Annotated in this window: 9 protein-coding genes; 1 reads left to right on the forward strand and 8 read right to left on the reverse strand. The window is 72.2% G+C overall.

The features are described 5' to 3' along the window. Positions 1-373 precede the first annotated feature (373 nt). The 5 genes from glgX (CF165_RS35160) to malQ form a co-directional block, all read right to left on the reverse strand. Positions 374-2,521 (reverse strand): glycogen debranching protein GlgX, encoded by a 2,148-nt coding sequence (gene glgX / locus CF165_RS35160; RefSeq protein ID WP_093951900.1) that lies wholly within the window; start codon positions 2,519-2,521, stop codon positions 374-376. A gap of 51 nt (positions 2,522-2,572) precedes the next feature. Beyond that, entirely contained in the window at positions 2,573-4,294 is a 1,722-nt protein-coding gene (treZ, locus tag CF165_RS35165; protein WP_093951901.1) for a malto-oligosyltrehalose trehalohydrolase, read from the reverse strand. Beyond that, entirely contained in the window at positions 4,291-6,576 is a 2,286-nt protein-coding gene (gene treY / locus CF165_RS35170; RefSeq protein WP_093951902.1) for a malto-oligosyltrehalose synthase, read from the reverse strand. Before treY ends, treZ begins: the two co-directional genes overlap by 4 nt. Then, a complete protein-coding gene (gene glgX, locus CF165_RS35175; protein ID WP_093951903.1) occupies positions 6,573-8,699 on the reverse strand; it encodes a glycogen debranching protein GlgX in 2,127 nt (708 codons plus the stop codon). The genes treY and glgX (CF165_RS35175) overlap by 4 nt, the downstream gene beginning before the upstream one ends. A 63-nt stretch (positions 8,700-8,762) precedes the next feature. After that, positions 8,763-10,736 (reverse strand): 4-alpha-glucanotransferase, encoded by a 1,974-nt coding sequence (gene malQ, locus CF165_RS35180; RefSeq protein ID WP_167441651.1) that lies wholly within the window; start codon positions 10,734-10,736, stop codon positions 8,763-8,765. A 134-nt stretch (positions 10,737-10,870) separates the two neighbouring features. On the opposite strand from malQ, the gene CF165_RS35185 reads away from it, so the two are divergent. Beyond that, positions 10,871-12,319, forward strand: a complete 1,449-nt coding sequence (locus CF165_RS35185; protein ID WP_093951929.1) for an amino acid permease — start codon at positions 10,871-10,873, stop codon at positions 12,317-12,319. Here the strand turns inward: CF165_RS35185 and CF165_RS35190 are convergent. The 3 genes from CF165_RS35190 to CF165_RS35200 all read right to left on the reverse strand — a co-directional run bounded on the left by CF165_RS35190 (position 12,297) and on the right by CF165_RS35200 (position 15,518). Beyond that, positions 12,297-13,079: a DUF6885 family protein gene (locus tag CF165_RS35190; protein WP_093951904.1), complete on the reverse strand. Its 783-nt coding sequence runs from the start codon at positions 13,077-13,079 to the stop codon at positions 12,297-12,299. The genes CF165_RS35185 and CF165_RS35190 overlap by 23 nt on opposite strands. A gap of 98 nt (positions 13,080-13,177) precedes the next feature. Beyond that, a complete protein-coding gene (locus CF165_RS35195; RefSeq protein ID WP_167441652.1) occupies positions 13,178-14,533 on the reverse strand; it encodes a type I glutamate--ammonia ligase in 1,356 nt (451 codons plus the stop codon). A 181-nt stretch (positions 14,534-14,714) separates the two neighbouring features. Continuing rightward, positions 14,715-15,518: an EamA family transporter gene (locus tag CF165_RS35200; RefSeq protein WP_093951906.1), complete on the reverse strand. Its 804-nt coding sequence runs from the start codon at positions 15,516-15,518 to the stop codon at positions 14,715-14,717. Between the last annotated feature and the right edge of the window lie 337 nt (positions 15,519-15,855).

The raw sequence follows: 15,855 nt of genomic DNA on the forward strand, positions 1-15,855 counted from the left end.
CCTCGGTGTGTCGGTTGGACGCAGGCAGGCGACAGTCTGCCTGACTCGATCAAGCGCCCACGAGGCAGGGTTCCCTTGCGGGGTACCCAAGATCCACCGTCCGAAACGCTGTTCCCGCAAGGAATTTCCGGCGGATGTCCGGGAGGTTACGCCCGATGCGCGGCCCTCCGCCGTCCCACCCGGACGACGCGCGAACCCGAACGGCCAAGACCCGTACCCGAACGGACGACTCGCGTGTGCCTGAAGGGTCGACACGCGTGATGGGAGAGTCAACTCGCGTGATCGAAGGGTCGACACGGCGGCCGGGCTCGTGTCGACCCTTCAATCACGCGTGTCGGCCTTCTGATCACGCGTGTCGGCTCTTCGAGCACGGTCAGTAGGGTTCGGGTTGGGGGTCGGCGGCCAGGCGGGGGGCTCGCAGCAGGAGCAGGGAACGGGACTGCAGCGTCACGCGGCTCTTGGCTTCCAGGGGGCCCGGGTGGGCCGGGCTGCCGTCGCCGGTGCTCGTGTCGAGCGTCGGCTTGAACGTCTCGCCGTACTCACGGCCCGGCAGGGTCACCTCGGCCGGCGCGTCACCCGCGTGCAGCCACAGCAGCCACGAGTGGTCGGGCACGAGCGCGCCGTCGCGGTTGCGGGCCTGGCTGTTCGAGCCGTCGATCCACATGCCGAGCGTGTGGCGGTCCTCGAACCAGTCGGTCTCGCCGAACTCCTCACCGTCCGGGCGGAACCAGACGAGGTCCGGCTTGCCGGTCGGGGTCGTCCGGCCTTCGAAGAACTCCGGCTGCCGCAGCGCCGGGCTGTTGGCGCGCAGCCGCACCACCCGGCGCGCGAAGGCGAGCATGGCCTCGGCCTCCGGGTCGTCCGGCGTCCAGTCGAACCAGGACGTCTCGTCGTCGAGGCAGTACGCGTTGTTGTTGCCGTGCTGGGTCCGCCAGAACTCGTCACCGGCCGTCAGCATCGGGGTGCCGGTGGACAGCAGCAGCGTGGCGAAAAGGTTGCGGGCCTGCCGGGTCCGCAGGGCCCGGATCGCCGGGTCCGCCGTGTCGCCCTCGGCGCCGTGGTTCCACGACCGGTTGTCGTTGCCGCCGTCGCGGTTGTCCTCGCCGTTGGCTTCGTTGTGCTTTTCGTTGTAGGACACCAGGTCCCGCAGCGTGAAGCCGTCGTGCGCGGTGACGAAGTTGATCGACTGCCACGGCCGGCGCAGGTTGTGGTCGTAGAGGTCCGACGAGCCGGACAGCCGGTAGGCGAGGTCGCGGACGCCGGTCGCGCCGCGCCAGAAGTCACGGACGGTGTCGCGGTAGCGGCCGTTCCACTCCGCCCACTGGGCGCCGAAGCCGCCGACGCGGTAGCCCTCGCCGGTCGCGTCCCACGGCTCGGCGATCAGCTTGCAGTGCGAGAGCACCGGGTCGGTGGTGATCGCGGTGAGCAGCGTGGACGCCGGGTCGAACGCGCCGCCGCGCGGCCGCCCGAGCGTGCTGGCGAGGTCGAACCGGAAGCCGTCGACACCCATCTCCTGCGTCCAGTACCGCAGCGAGTCGGTCACCAGCCGGACCACGGTCGGCGAGCCGGCCTCGAGGGTGTTGCCGCAGCCGGTGATGTCGGCCATGTGGCCACGCTCGGTGTGCAGGTAGTACACCGGCGCGTTCAGCCCCCGGAAGCTCAGCGTCGGCCCGTCGGGGCCGCCCTCGCAGGTGTGGTTGAACACGACGTCGAGGATCACCTCGATACCGGCCGCGTGCAGGGCGGCCACCATCAGCCGGAACTCCTCGACTTCGTGGCCGGGTTCGCTGGCGTAGGCGGCGTGCGGCGCGAAGAAGCCCAGCGGCGAGTATCCCCAGTAGTTGTGCCGTCCCGCCCGGATCAGCGACGGCTCGTCGAGGAACGAGTGCACCGGCAGCAGCTCCACCGAGGTGACGCCGAGGCGGGTGAGGTACTCGATCGCCACCGGGTGGGCCAGGCCGAGGTAGGTGCCGCGCAGGGCCTCCGGGATGAACGGGTGCTGCCGGGTGAACCCCTTGACGTGCAGCTCGTAGACCACCGCCTCCTCGAACGGCACCTCCGGCTTGGTCCCGGTGTCCGGCCCGCCGGGCGAGGTGACCACCGACAGCGGCACGCTGCCCAGGGAGTCCACAGTGGACATCGGACCGCGTTCCGGGTCGCCGGTGAAGCCCTGGGCCGCGCGCAGGTCGGTGAGCCCGCCGGTGATCTGCCGGGCGTACGGGTCGAGCAGCAGCTTGTGCGGGTTGCACCGCAGGCCGCGGGCCGGGTCGTAGGGCCCGTGGACCCGGTAGCCGTACCGCTGCCCCGGCGTCACCCCGGGCACCAGGCCGTGCCAGACGCCGAAGGTGCGTTCGGTCAGCGCGATCCGGCGTTCCGATCCGTCGGCGTCGATCAGGCACAGCTCGACGGCGTCCGCGACGGCGGACGTGATCGCGAACCGCACCCCGCCGGCCTCCGGGTGGGCACCGAGCGGAAAGGGGCGGCCGGCGAGGACGTGGTCGGCGGAGGGTCGTGTGGCCATTCCTGAATCGTCCCAGATCCGGCCGGTTCGCCGCGCGATGTGTCGCAGGAGTTACCCTGCCGCCGCCGTTTCGACCAGGACGAAGGTGTCCGGCGGCAGCTGCGCGGCGCCACCGTCCACGGTGGCCTCGCCCCAGGTCAGCAGGGCCGCCGTGGCTCCGAGTGGCAGCGTCACCGGGCCGGCACCGAAGTTGACGGCCAGCCGCAGCCCGCCGCGGTGCAGCACGAGCCAGGACGCGTCCGGGGCGGTGTCGAGACGCAGGTCCGCGATCCGCGGGTCGGCCAGCTCGGGCCGTTCGCGGCGCAGCCGGATCAACGTACGGTAGAGGTCCAGCACCTCACGGTGACCGGGACGCTCGACCTCGGCCCAGTCGAGCCGCGAACGGTCCACCGTGGCCGGGTCCATCGGGTCGGGCACGTCGGCCTCGCCCCAGCCGTGCCGGGCGAACTCGCGACGGCGTCCCGTGCGGACGGCTTCGGCCAGCTCCGGGTCCGGGAAGGACGCGAAGAACTGCCACGGCGTGCTCGCCGCCCACTCCTCCCCCATGAACACCATCGGCGTGTACGGCGAGCAGAACAGCAGGGCCGCGCCGCAGGCCAGCCGGCCGGGGGCGACCGTGGCGGACAGCCGGTCGCCGGTCGCGCGGTTGCCGATCTGGTCGTGGTTCTGCAGGTAGCCGAGGAAGCGGTGGCCGGGCACGGTCCGGGTGTCAACCGGACGGCCGTGCGTCCGCTCCCGGAACGACGACCAGGTCCCGGCGTGGAAGAACACCTCGCGCAGGACCCGCTCGAGCGCGTCCGGCGCGGCGAAGTCGGCGTAGTAGCCGGACGTCTCGCCGGTGAGCTTGACGTGCAGCGCGTGGTGCAGGTCGTCCGACCACTGCGCGTGCAAGCCGTAGCCGCCGCGCTCGCGGGGCGTGACCAGCTTCGGGTCGTTGAGGTCGGATTCGGCGATCAGCGTCAGCGGCCGGTTCAGCGCCGCCGACAGCGCGTCGACCTCGCCGGCGAGCTGTTCGAGCAGGTGAACGGCCCGGCGGTCGAGCAAGGCGTGCACGGCGTCCAGGCGCAGCGCGTCGACGTGGAAGTCGCGGAACCAGCTCAGCGCGTTGTCGATCACGTACCGGCGGACCTCGTCGGAGCCGGGGCCGTCGAGGTTGAGGCCGGGCCCCCAGTCGTTCTGCCCGGCGAAGTACGGCCCGAACCGGTCGAGGTAGGCGCCCGAGGGCCCGAGGTGGTTGTAGACGACGTCGAGCACGACGGCCAGGCCGCGCGCGTGGGCGGCGTCGACGAACCGCTTGAAGCCGTCGGGCCCGCCGTAGGGCTCGTGGACCGCGCCCCAGAGGACGCCGTCGTAGCCCCAGCCCGCAGTGCCGTCGAACGAGTTGACCGGCAGCAGCTCGACGTGCGTGATCCCGAGGTCGACGAGGTGGCCGAGGCGCTCGATCGCCGCGTCGAAGGTGCCGCCCTCGGTGAACGTGCCGACGTGCAGCTCGTAGAGGACACCGCCGGGCAGCTGCCGCCCGGTCCAGGCGTCGTCGGTCCAGGCGAACTCGCCGTGGTCGTAGACGCGCGACTCCTCGTGCACCCCGTGCGGCTGGTGGCGTGAGCGCGGGTCGGGCAGCGGCTTCTCGTCGTCGTCCAGGAGGAAGGCGTAGTTGACGCCCTCCGCCTCGGCGTGCCACCAGCCGCCGTCGCCCGCGGTCATCTCGTGCACGCCGGCGTCGACGCTCACCCGGACCTTGCGGGCCGCGGGGGCCCACACGCTGAACTTCATGCGTCTCCTCGCACCAGCAACGCGACGGGATAGCGGTCGAACAGGGTGGCCAGGTCCGGGCTCGCGTCCCGGCCGGTCAGGACGTCGGTCCAGACGCCGGCGGGCAGCGGGAGGACCGTGTCGCGCCAGCCGCCGCCGGCTTCGAGGCCGATCGGGAGCCGGGTCACCGCCACGGCGAGATCGGGGCTGCGCGTGTAGGCGAGGCAGTGGCCCGCCGCGGCCCCTTCGGCCCGCAGTGGCCGGTAGCCGCGGAACAGCGCCGGGTGCTCCTGCCGCAGCCGCAGCGCCTTGTGCACGACCAGCAGCTTCGCCGCGCCCGACGCGTCGATCTCCGGCAGCTCGCCTTCGGTGATCCGGGCCAGGATCTCGCGGCGCACCACGTAGTCGACCGGGCGGCGGTTGTCCGGGTCGACCAGCGAGAAGTCCCACAGCTCGGTGCCCTGGTAGACGTCCGGGACGCCGGGCGCGGTCAGCTGGACGAGCTTCTGCCCGAGGGAGTTCGCGTAGCCGGGCCCCTCGATGCGCTTGACGAACGCCTCGATGTCGGAGGCCAGTTCGGCGTCGTTCACGACGTCTTCGGGCCAGGCGGCGACGTCGGCCTCGAACGCCTCGTCGTGGTCGGTCCAGCTGGTCCGGAGCTTGGCCTCCTTGGCCGCCTTGTCGAGGTAGTCCCGCAGGCGCGACGGCTCGATCGGCCAGGTCGACACGAGCGTCTGCCAGGCGAGCAGGTTCAGCGACGGCTCGTCGATGCCGCGCCGGGCGGTCCAGCGCCGGACAGCCTGGGCGAACTCGCCGGGCACCTCGGCGAGCACGGCCATCCGGGCGCGGGTGTCCTCGGAACGCTTGGTGTCGTGCGTGGTCAGCGTCGTCATCGCCGCCGGGTGTCCGGCCTCGCGCTCGGCGGCGAGCCGGTGGAACTCCTCGACGCCGAGGCCGAACCGGTCCGGGTTGCCGCCGACCTCGTTGAGCGCGGCGAACCGGGTGTAGCGGTAGAACGTCGTGTCCTCGGTGCCCTTGGCGACGACCATGCCGGACGTCTGCTGGATCCGGGTCGCCAGCTCGCTCGCAGGGTTTCTGCGCACGTAGGCGTCGAGGAGGATCAACCCGTCGGCGAGGTCGGGCCGGGCGCGGCGGGCGCCTTCGATCGCCGCGGTCCAGTGGTCCGTGCCTTCGGGCAGGTAGGAGCGGTAGACGGGGAAAGCGATCATCGTCTCGGCCACCGCCTGCCTGGCCTGCTCCCGGTCGACGTCGGGCAGCAGCGCCGCGATCCGCCGGACCTCGGCGACGAGAATGCGGTCGGTGACCAGGCGCCGGGCCTCGGCCTCGACGCGGTGGTAGCCGGTCTTCACGCCCAGCTCGTTCGCGAGCGCGGTGAAGTCGGGCTCGGCGGCCGGATCGACGAAGACGCCGGCGATCTCGCGCAGGGCGTCGTAGCCGGTGGTGCCGTCGACCGGCCAGCTCTGCGGCAGCGGCTCGCCCGGGTGAAGGATCTTCTCCGCGACGATCCACGCCTCCGGGGCGTTCTCGCGCAGCCGCCGGAAGTAGCCGCCCGGGTCGGCGAGGCCGTCGGGGTGGTCGACGCGCAGGCCGGTGACGTCGCCGTCGGCGACCCAGCGCAGCACCTCGCCGTGCGTCTCGGCGAACACCGTCGGGTCTTCGACGCGGACCGCGGCCAGGTTCGTGATGTCGAAGAACCGGCGGTAGTTCAGCTCGGCGTTGCCGCGGCGCCAGCCGATCAGGCGGTAGTGCTGGCGGTCGTGGACCTCTTGCGGCGTCCCGCCTTCCGTGCCGGGGGCGATCGGGAACCGGTGGTCGTAGTAGGCGAGCTCGTCGCCGTCGACGGTCAGCTCGGCGACGGCTCCATCGTCACTGTCGTCGCCGAGGACCGGCAGCAGGAGGGGGCCGCGGTCCCAGTCGACGTCGAAGAAGGACGCGTACTCGGAGCCGCGGCCGTGCTTCAGCACGTCCCACCACCACCGGTTGGCCTTCGGCACCTCGACCGACATGTGGTTCGGCACGATGTCGACGACCAGGCCGAGGCCGAGCTCCTTCAGCAGGGCGGCGAGCTCCTGCCGGGCGGACTCGCCGCCCAGCTCGGGCCGGGCGCGCGTCGGGTCGACGACGTCGTAGCCGTGGGTCGAGCCCGGCGTCGCGTCCAGCACCGGCGACGCGTACAACGCGCCGATGCCGAGGTCGCGCAGGTAGCCGGCGATGCCGGCCGCGTCGCTGAAGGTGAACTCCGGGCGCAGCTGCACCCGGTAGGTCGACTCCGGCACCGTCATTCGGGCTCCGTCTCCGTCCGTTGCAACACGATCAGGGACCGGGCGGGCAGGGTGAACTGGCCGCCGCCTTCGATCGGCTTCGCGTCGGCGGGTTCGACCTCGCCGGTCGCGGTGTCGACGACGACGGTCCAGGCCTGGCCGTACCCGTTGCCCGGCAGCTGGGCGTCGATGTCTTCGTAGTGCGCGTTGAAGGCGAGCAGGAACGAGTCGTCCTCGACCTTCATCCCCCGCTGGTCGAGGTCCGGGATCGCCTTGCCGTTGAGGAAGACCACGACCGCCTTGCCGAAGCCGTCGTCCCAGTTCTGCTCGGTCATCTCCTCGCCGGCCGGGGTGAACCAGGCGATGTCGCCGAGCTTCTCGCCCTTGCCGACCGGGCCGCCCTGGAAGAACCGGCGGCGGCGGAACACCGGGTGCCGGTGCCGGAACGCACCCAGCCCGCCGGTGAACTTCACCAGGTCCGCGTTGTCCTTCGCCAGTTCCCAGTCCATCCAGGACAGTTCGGAGTCCTGGCAGTACACGTTGTTGTTGCCCTGCTGGGTGCGGCCGAACTCGTCGCCGTGCAGGATCATCGGGATGCCCTGCGACAGCATCAGCGTGGCCAGCATGTTGCGCTGCTGCCTCACGCGCAGTCCCTGCACCTCGGGGTCGTCGGTCTCGCCCTCGACACCGCAGTTCCACGACCGGTTGTCGTCGGCGCCGTCGCGGCCGTCCTCGCCGTTGGCCTCGTTGTGCTTTTCGTTGTAGGACACCAGGTCCCGCAGCGTGAAGCCGTCGTGCGCGGTGACGAAGTTGATCGACGCGAACGGGCGGCGGCCGTCGTCCTGGTAGAGGTCCGACGAGCCGGTGATGCGGGAGGCGAACTCGCCCAGCGTCGAGGGCTCGCCGCGCCAGAAGTCCCGGACGGTGTCGCGGAACTGCCCGTTCCACTCCGTCCACAGCGGCGGGAAGTTCCCGACCTGGTAGCCACCGGGCCCGACGTCCCACGGCTCGGCGATCAGCTTCACCTGGCTGACGATCGGGTCCTGCTGCACGAGGTCGAAGAACGTGGACAGCCGGTCGACGTCGTAGAACTCGCGCGCCAGCGCCGAAGCGAGGTCGAACCGGAAGCCGTCGACGTGCATCTCGGTCACCCAGTACCGCAGCGAGTCCATGATCAGCTGCAGGGTGTGCGGGTTGCGCACGTTGAGCGAGTTCCCGGTGCCGGTGTAGTCCATGTAGTACTCGGGCTCCCCCTCGACCAGCCGGTAGTAGGCCTCGTTGTCGATGCCGCGCATCGACAGGGTCGGCCCGAGGTGGTTGCCCTCGGCGGTGTGGTTGTAAACCACGTCCAGGATCACTTCGATCCCGGCCTCGTGGAAGGCCTTGACCATGCCCTTGAACTCCTGGACCTGGCCGCCTTCGCCGGGCATCGCCGCGTAGGCGTCGTGGGGGGCGAAGTACCCGATCGTGTTGTAGCCCCAGTAGTTCGTCAGGCCCTTCTCGGCGAGCCCGTGGTCGGTGACGAACTGGTGCACCGGCAGCAGCTCCACCGCCGTCACGCCGAGCTTCTGCAGGTGCTCCATCACGGCCGGGTGCGCGAGACCGGCGTAGGTGCCCTGCAGCGGTTCGGGCACGAACGGGTGATTCACGGTCATGCCCTTGACATGGGCTTCGTAGATGACCGTCTCGTTGTACGGCCGCTTCGGCTGGCGGTCGTTGCCCCAGTCGAAGAACGGGTTCGCCACCAGCGAATACGGCACCCGGCCTGCGGAGTCGTCGTCGTTGCGCTCGTCAGGGTTGTCGAACTTGTAGCCGAACAGCGACTCGTCCCACTTCACGCCGTGCGAGACGGCCTTCGCGTACGGGTCGATGAGCAGCTTGTTCGGGTTGCAGCGCAGGCCGCGCTTCGGGTCGTACGGGCCGTGCACGCGGAACCCGTACCGCCGTCCGGGCCCGACGTTGAGCAGGTAGCCGTGGTGGACGAAGCCGTCCACCTCTTCGAGCGCGTACCGCTCCTCCTTGCCCTCGTCGTCGAACAGGCACAGTTCGACCCGTTCGGCGACCTCGGAGAACAGGGCGAAGTTCGTCCCGACTCCGTCGTAGGTCGCGCCGAGCGGGTAGGGCGTTCCTGGCCAGGGCCGCACTGGGGTCTCCTCGAGCTTGGGTCGTGCCGGTATCACCGGGGGTCGCGCGTGACGGGGTGGTCGTTACCGGGGCAGCGGACGGGCCGCCGCCAGCGGCTTGACCGCGGCGCGGACCCCCTTCGCGGTGAAGAAGCCGTCTACGCTGACGGGAAGGCGAATCCGCCAGTTAGGGTACTGGTCGACCGTTCCGGGCAGATTCGGCTGCCGCACTTGGCCCGCCACGTCCGCGGGCGACGTCAGCACGAGCCGCGACGCGGCCGACGCCAGCAGCGTGTGCAGCGCGACGACCGGGTCGTCGTCCGGAATCCCTTCCCGCGCAACGAGTTCGAACAGCGCCTTCCGCTCGGCGGCGGCCGCCTCTTCCTCCGCTTCGACGCCCCGGTCCAGCAGGCCCAGCTCGGCGCGGATCCGGACGTGCTCGCTCTTCAGCCAGCCCGGGACCGTCGGCAGGTCGTGCGTGGAAATGCTGGCCATGGCGTCGGGATCCCACTCCGCGGGGCGGGTGAACGGCTTGCCCGGCGCGTCCCAGTCGCGTTCGAACCACAGCACGGCCGAGCTGAGCATGCCCCGCTCGTGCATGGTGTCGGTGACGGTCTCCTCGACGGTGCCCAGGTCCTCCCCCACGACGACCGCGCCGGCGCGGTGCGCTTCGAGCGCGAGCACACCGACCATCGCTTCGGCGTCGTAGTGGACGTACGTCCCGCGGTGCGCGGGCTCGCCCGGCGGGATCCACCACAGCCGCCAGAGCCCGGCGATGTGGTCGACGCGGATGCCGTCGGCGTACCGCAGCACACCGCGGATGACGTCCCGGAACGGCCCGTACCCGGCCTCGGCGAGCTTGTCCGGCCGCCAGGGCGGCAGGTTCCAGTCCTGCCCCTGCTGGTTGAACGCGTCCGGCGGCGCGCCGACCCGCACGTCGGCGGCGAAGACGTCCCGCACCGCCCAGGTGTCGGCCCCGCCCGGGTGCACGCCGACCGGCAGGTCGTGCACGATCCCGACCGTCATCCCGGCCTCGCGCGCCGCCACGCGCGCGGTTTCCAGCTGCACCCGGCAGAGGTGCTGCAGCCACGCGTGGAAGCCGACGCGCTCCTTCAGCTCCTCCCGTGCCTTCTCCACCTCCGGCCCGGCCGGGTCGCGCAGCGGCTCCGGCCAGTCCCGCCAGTCCGCCCCGTGCCGCTCGGCGAGGGCGCAGAACAGCGCGAAGTCCAGCAGGTCGGCGTCCTCGGGCACCTCCTCCACGCGGTGCGGCCAGAGCAGTTCGAGCGCCGCGCGCTTGGCCGTCCACACCGCGTCGTAGTCGATGAGCTCGCCGCCACGGTCCGGCTCCAGCGACCGCACCGCGTCCTGGACCGCCCGGTCGGCCGCACCGAACGTCTCGGTGGCCGTGACGCGCAGGTAGACGGGGTTGGCGAACCGCCGGCTCGCGGGCGAGTACGGCGAGCGCTCGACCGGGTGGGCCGGGCTGATCGCCTGCACCGGGTTGACCAGCAGGACACCGGCGTCCAGCTCCGCGGCGGACCGGGCGGCGAAGGTCGCGAGGTCCGCGTAGTCGCCGATGCCCCAGGAGCCGGCCGAGTGCAGGGCGTAGAGCTGCAGCATCCACCCCCACGCGGGCCGGACCTCCGGCAGCTTCGCCGGCACGACCGCGAGCACGGCCTCCTGGCCGTCCGCGACCACCCGGTGCCAGCCGAGCGGCAGGTCCGCCGGCAGCTCCCCGTCGGCGCGCCGACGGGTGCCGTCCTCGAGCACGACCTCGGCGTCGACGCCCAGCGGCCGTCCGGTGCCTTCCCGCACGACGATCGTCGGCGGCAGGACGGCGGCGGACCGGGCTGCGCGCGCCGTGGTCAGCGCTTCGGCCATGGCCTCCTCACTGGTCGCGTCGACACCGAACTGGCCGAGGACGGCGATGACGACGTCGTCGTCCACGTCGACCCAGACCTGGTCGGCGTTCTCGTACCGGGTGGCGACCCCGTGGCGGTCGGCGAGCTCGTGCAGGGCACTGCGGGCGGGGATCTCTTCGGGCACGGGGACCAGCATTCCGGTGCCCGGCCGTTCCCGCCATCTGCGCGGGACGACGTCACTTCGCCCCGGTCGTCCGCACCCGCCGCCGATCTGCGGGAACGCCCGTGACCTTTTAACTTCTCCTCATGGGTGAGCGGAGAACGCTGAACGTGGACGAGGTCCTGGACCGCCAGGACTCCGGGGAGCTCAAACGGCGGCTGCGCGGGCGCGACCTGGTCGGGTTCGGCGTCGGGATCATCATCGGCACCGGCATCTTCACCCTCGCGGGCGTCGAGGCGAAGACGCACGCCGGGCCCGCCGTGACGTTGTCCTTCGTGCTCGGCGCGGTCGTCGCCGGGCTCGCGGCGCTGTGTTACGCGGAGCTGGCCTCCAGCGTCCCGACAGCCGGAAGCGCTTACACCTACGCCTTCGCCACCCTCGGCGAAGTGTTCGCCTGGATCATCGGCTGGGACCTGCTGCTGGAGTTCGCGCTCGGCGCCGCCGTGGTCTCGCGCGGCTGGTCGGGGTACCTGGCGAACCTGCTCGGGCTGTCGCCGGAGTGGTTCGGCGAAGACGCGAAGGTGAACATCGGCGCGGTGCTCATCATCGGCGTGCTGACGGTGGTCGCCGTGCTGGGTATCAAGGAGTCGGCCCGGCTGACCAACCTGCTGGTGTGCGTGAAGGTCGCGGTCTGCGTCCTGGTGCTCGCGGTCGGCCTGTTCTTCGTCCGGGGCGCCAACCTGACGCCGTTCGTCCCGCCGGCCCGGGCGCCCGAGGCGGGCACGACGGTGCTGGAGCAACCGATCGTCCAGGCGGCGCTCGGCCTGGAGCAGTCGGTGTACGGCATCGCCGGGATGATCACCGCGGCCGCGGTGGTCTTCTTCGCCTACACCGGCTTCGAAGCACTCGCGAACCTCGGCGAAGAGACGCTGAACCCGCGCAAGGACCTCCGGGTCGGCATCCTCGGCGCGCTGGGGGTGTGCGCGCTGCTCTACATCGGCGTGTCGATCGTGCTGACCGGCATGGTCCCGTTCACCGACATCGACACCGGCGCGCCGCTGGCCGACGCGTTCGACCGGGTCGGCCAGCACTGGGTGGGCGCGCTGATCTCGCTCGGCGCGGTGACCGGCCTGACGTCGGTGATGATGGTCGAACTGGTCACGATCGGGCGGATCGGGTTCGCGATGGGCCGGGACGGCCTGCTGCCGAAGGCGCTCGGCACCGCGCACCCGCGCTGGGGCACCCCGCACCGGATGACCATCGGCGGCGCGGCACTGATCGCAGTGCTGGCCGCGTTCGTCCCGATCTCCGAACTGGCCGACATGGTCAGCATCGGCGCGCTGTCGGCGATGATCATCGTGGCCGTGGCGGTCCCGGTGCTGCGCCGCCGCCGTCCCGACCTGGAGCGGCCGTTCTCCGTGCCCTTCTCGCCGGTGGTGCCGATCCTGGCCGCGCTGGCGTGCCTGTACCTGATGCTCAACCTGAACGTGCTCACGTGGATCCGCTTCGCGGTGTGGCTGTTGATCGGCCTGGTGATCTACTTCGCCTACGGCCGCCGTCACTCCCGTTTTGCGCCCGGAAACGCGGAGACGGCGGTCAGTCCCAAAAGGACGGAGTGAGCCCGGCGACGCGGGCCGCCTCGCGGACGACGCCGTCCTGGTCCGCGTCGACGACCACCAGCACGCCGAGCCCGGCCAGTGCCGCCGTCACCCATTCCACGGGCTGGTCGTGGATCCCGTTGTCCCCCAACGACGGGTAAGTGTCCACAACGGACAGAAGGGTGCCCTCGGCACCGATGCGGATGCCCGCCAGGAGCACGAAGTGACCTCCGGGCGGGCGCCAGCGGGACGTCCACAGCGGCGGGACCCCGGTGTCGAGGTAGTCGAGCAACGCGCGTTCCGGGGTGTCGTGGGCGCCGAGCTCGGCACCGTCGATCCGGGCGACCACCGCGACGCGCGGGACGTCCCACAGCCCGACGAGCAGGTCGAACAGCGACCCGGTGGTCCACTCCCCCGTCACCGGCACCGCCGTGAGGGTGCCCCGCGACAGCGAACCGACGGCCGACGCGAGCCCGGAAACCCGGGTACCGGCCGCGGCCGGATCGTCGACGACCGGCAACGGCAGCCGGAAGTCGCGACGGCCCGTCTCGCCCCGCGGGTGCACGGCCGGCCCGCGGACCGTGCCCGCGGCCGCCGCGACGGCGTCCTGGTCGAGCCCGTCGAGCCCGGCCGCCCGCAGCGCCGCGAGCCCGCAGAACGCCGCGGCCAGCCCGTCCTTCTGGGGCAGCTCCGCCTGGGCCACCGCGGCCAGCCGGGCGCCGCCCGGCAGCCACCGCACCCCGGACAGGTCGAGCTGCCCGCCGTCGATCCCCGAAGACATCGGTCCCCTCAGAACCTTGTTCAGCCGTCAGCCGGCGCGAGTGTCACCACAGGCGGGTGCCTGCGGTCCGTAGCGCCGTCTCGACCAGAATAAGGTTCTCAATAGCGCCAAAGATGGGCGGCGACGATCTCGTCCGCCGTGTGGTCGGCCGCCCACGCCGCGTCCGACGCCCGGACGGCGCGGAAGGCACCCAGCAGCTCGTCGCCGAGCACGCCGGCGATCCGCGGCGACGCCAGCAGCGCGGCGTCCTGTTCGGCGGTGTCCGCCGGCAGCCGGCGCACGCCGCGCGTCTCCCGCTCCCCGTCCGTCCAGCCACCCGGGTCCTCGCCGATCGGCTCGGGCAACGCGGGCGCGTCCTCGATGCCGGCCATCCCGGCGGCCAGCACCACCGCCAGCGCGAGGTACGGGTTGGCCGAGGCGTCGGACGTCTTGAGCTCGACGTTCGCGTGGTCGGCGCCCAGCAGCGGCGTGCCGGGGACGTACCGCAGCGGCGCCTCCCGGTTCTCCACGCCCCAGAACGCGTAAGCGCCCGCGAAGTAGCCCGGCCGGAGGCGAAGGGTCGAAGGCACGCTCGGCGCGGTGATCGCGGTCAGCGCCGGCAGGTCGCGCAGCAGCCCGGCGAGGTAGCCGGCGCCGTCGCCTTCGGGGGTGTTCTCGGCGCCGTCGAGCAGGTTGCGGCCCTTGCGGCGGACGGAGGTGTGCAGGTGCCAGCCGTTGCCGGCCGCACCCAGCCCGACGAGCGGCGCGAAGCTGACGGCGAGGCCGTGCGCACGGGCGGCGGCGTGGATGGTCTGGCGGGCGAGCAGCTGGTCGTCGGCGGCCGAGACGGGATCGGTGGCGGCGAGCGACAGCTCGAGCTGGGCCACGCCGTACTCGGCGTGCAGCTGGCCGATCCGCAGGCCGTTGGCGGCGAAGTCGTGCAGGAGGGCCGCGACGAAGCCGTCCAGGCCGACCAGGGCGTGCGGGCTGTAGGCCGGGCCGGGGTGCCCGGGCGTCGTCACGACGTCGGTGCTGCCCGCGGGCGCGACGGCGAACTCGAGCTCGTAGCCGGCCCGGAACTCGAGCCCGCGCCGCGTACCCTCCGCGACCTGCCGTTCGAGCACCGCACGCTGGCAGTACGGCCACGGCTCGCCGTCCTTGGTGAGCTGCCGGACCGGTGCCCAGGCGAGCGCGGGCTGCCCGGCCAGCCGGCGCAGCCGGTCGACCACGGGCACAAGCCGGATGTCCCCGGACGGCGTCGCAAGGCCGGCGTGCCCGTAGGTGATGGCGTCGCGGCTGTCGAAGACGGCGAAGAGCGAGGTCGCGCCGACGCCGCGGGTGGCGGCGTCGGCCAGGCCGGCGATGGGGACGACGCGGGAGCGCGGGATGCCGTTGTTGTCCGCCCAGGCGAGGTGGACACCGCCCACTCCGGCGGCGGCGAAGTCCTTCGCCGCGGCCGACGCCGCTTTCGTCATGGCCACCCGCTTCCTGCCGCCCGGGGCTCAGTATCCCGGGCGGGCGAGGCGGAGACCATCACGATCCGACCGGCGGAAACACCCCCGCCCTCCCTGGACGGGGTTCCGGCAAAGTCGCTGGGTCGCGCCGACCGCCCGCCTGAGCCGGGCGTGACGCCCGCACGGCCCGTCTGTGGACAACTCAGCCCGGCGGCTCCGGAACCCGCCGCGCGGAGGACTCCCGGCTGCGCAGCGCCACCCCCGCCACCACGGCCAGCGTCCCCAGTGCCTCGGGCAGCGAAGGCACCTGCCCGAGCAGCACGAACCCCATCACGCCCGCCGTCACCGGGAGCAACGCCAGCAGCACCGCGAAGCGCGCCTGGCCCACCCGGCGCAGCACCACCTGGTCGAGCGCGTACGGCACCACCGTCGACAGCACCCCGACGCCGATGCCCAGCAGCAACAGGCGTGGCGAAGACCACACTCCGCCGGTGCCGGCGGCGAGCGGCGACAGGACGAGCGTGCCCGCCGCGAAGCCGATCGCCAGGCTGTCGATGCCGTCGCCGTCCACCGCCACCCGCTTGCCCAGCAGGATGTACCCCGCCCAGGCCGCCGCCGCGGCCAGGGCGAACACCACTCCCCAGAAGCTGCCCGCCAGCCGGACGTCCGCGATGGCCACCACCCCGGTGGCCACCAGCAGGACCGCGAGCACGTCCCGCAGCGTCCGGGATCCCAGAGCCGCCACGACGACCGGGCCCGCGAACTCCATCGCCACCGCCGTCCCGAGCGGCAGGCGGGCGATCGCCTCGTAGAAGAGCACGTTCATGCCCGCCGTCACGACGCCGAAGACGATCGCCAGCAGCAGGCGCCTGCCCCGCCAGGCCGCCCGGGGTGGCCGGCGCCAGGCGAGCAGCACCACCGCCGCGCCGAGGCAGCGCAGCCACGCCACCCCGGCGGGCGTCGCGTGGCCGAAAAGACCGACCGCGATCGCCGCGCCGGCGTACATGGAAATTCCGCTGAGAACGAACAAGGCCGGAGCGGGTACCACGGAAAGTCGCCGGGGGGAAGTCGCCGATGTCACGATCTCATGCTGCCTGACCACGGAAAACGTAACTCTCCGGGTATTCGTCTCCTGGATTGCGGGACCCGGCTACGGCATCCGGGGTAAATCGGCGTGACTCAGGTCCCACCGGCGCGGGAACACTTGCGGGCAGCGAAACGTCTGGAACAGTGGAAGCACGAACACCGCGGAGCCGGAGGCGATCGCCGCCACCGGCATCAGTCCCGAAGTGGGCGTAGCTGGATCGATGGCACCGGGCGACCGGTGCCGGGACGGAGGGAGA

Origin of the sequence: Amycolatopsis vastitatis (genome assembly GCF_002234595.1) — a bacterium.
GTDB classification, from domain to species: domain Bacteria; phylum Actinomycetota; class Actinomycetes; order Mycobacteriales; family Pseudonocardiaceae; genus Amycolatopsis; species Amycolatopsis vastitatis.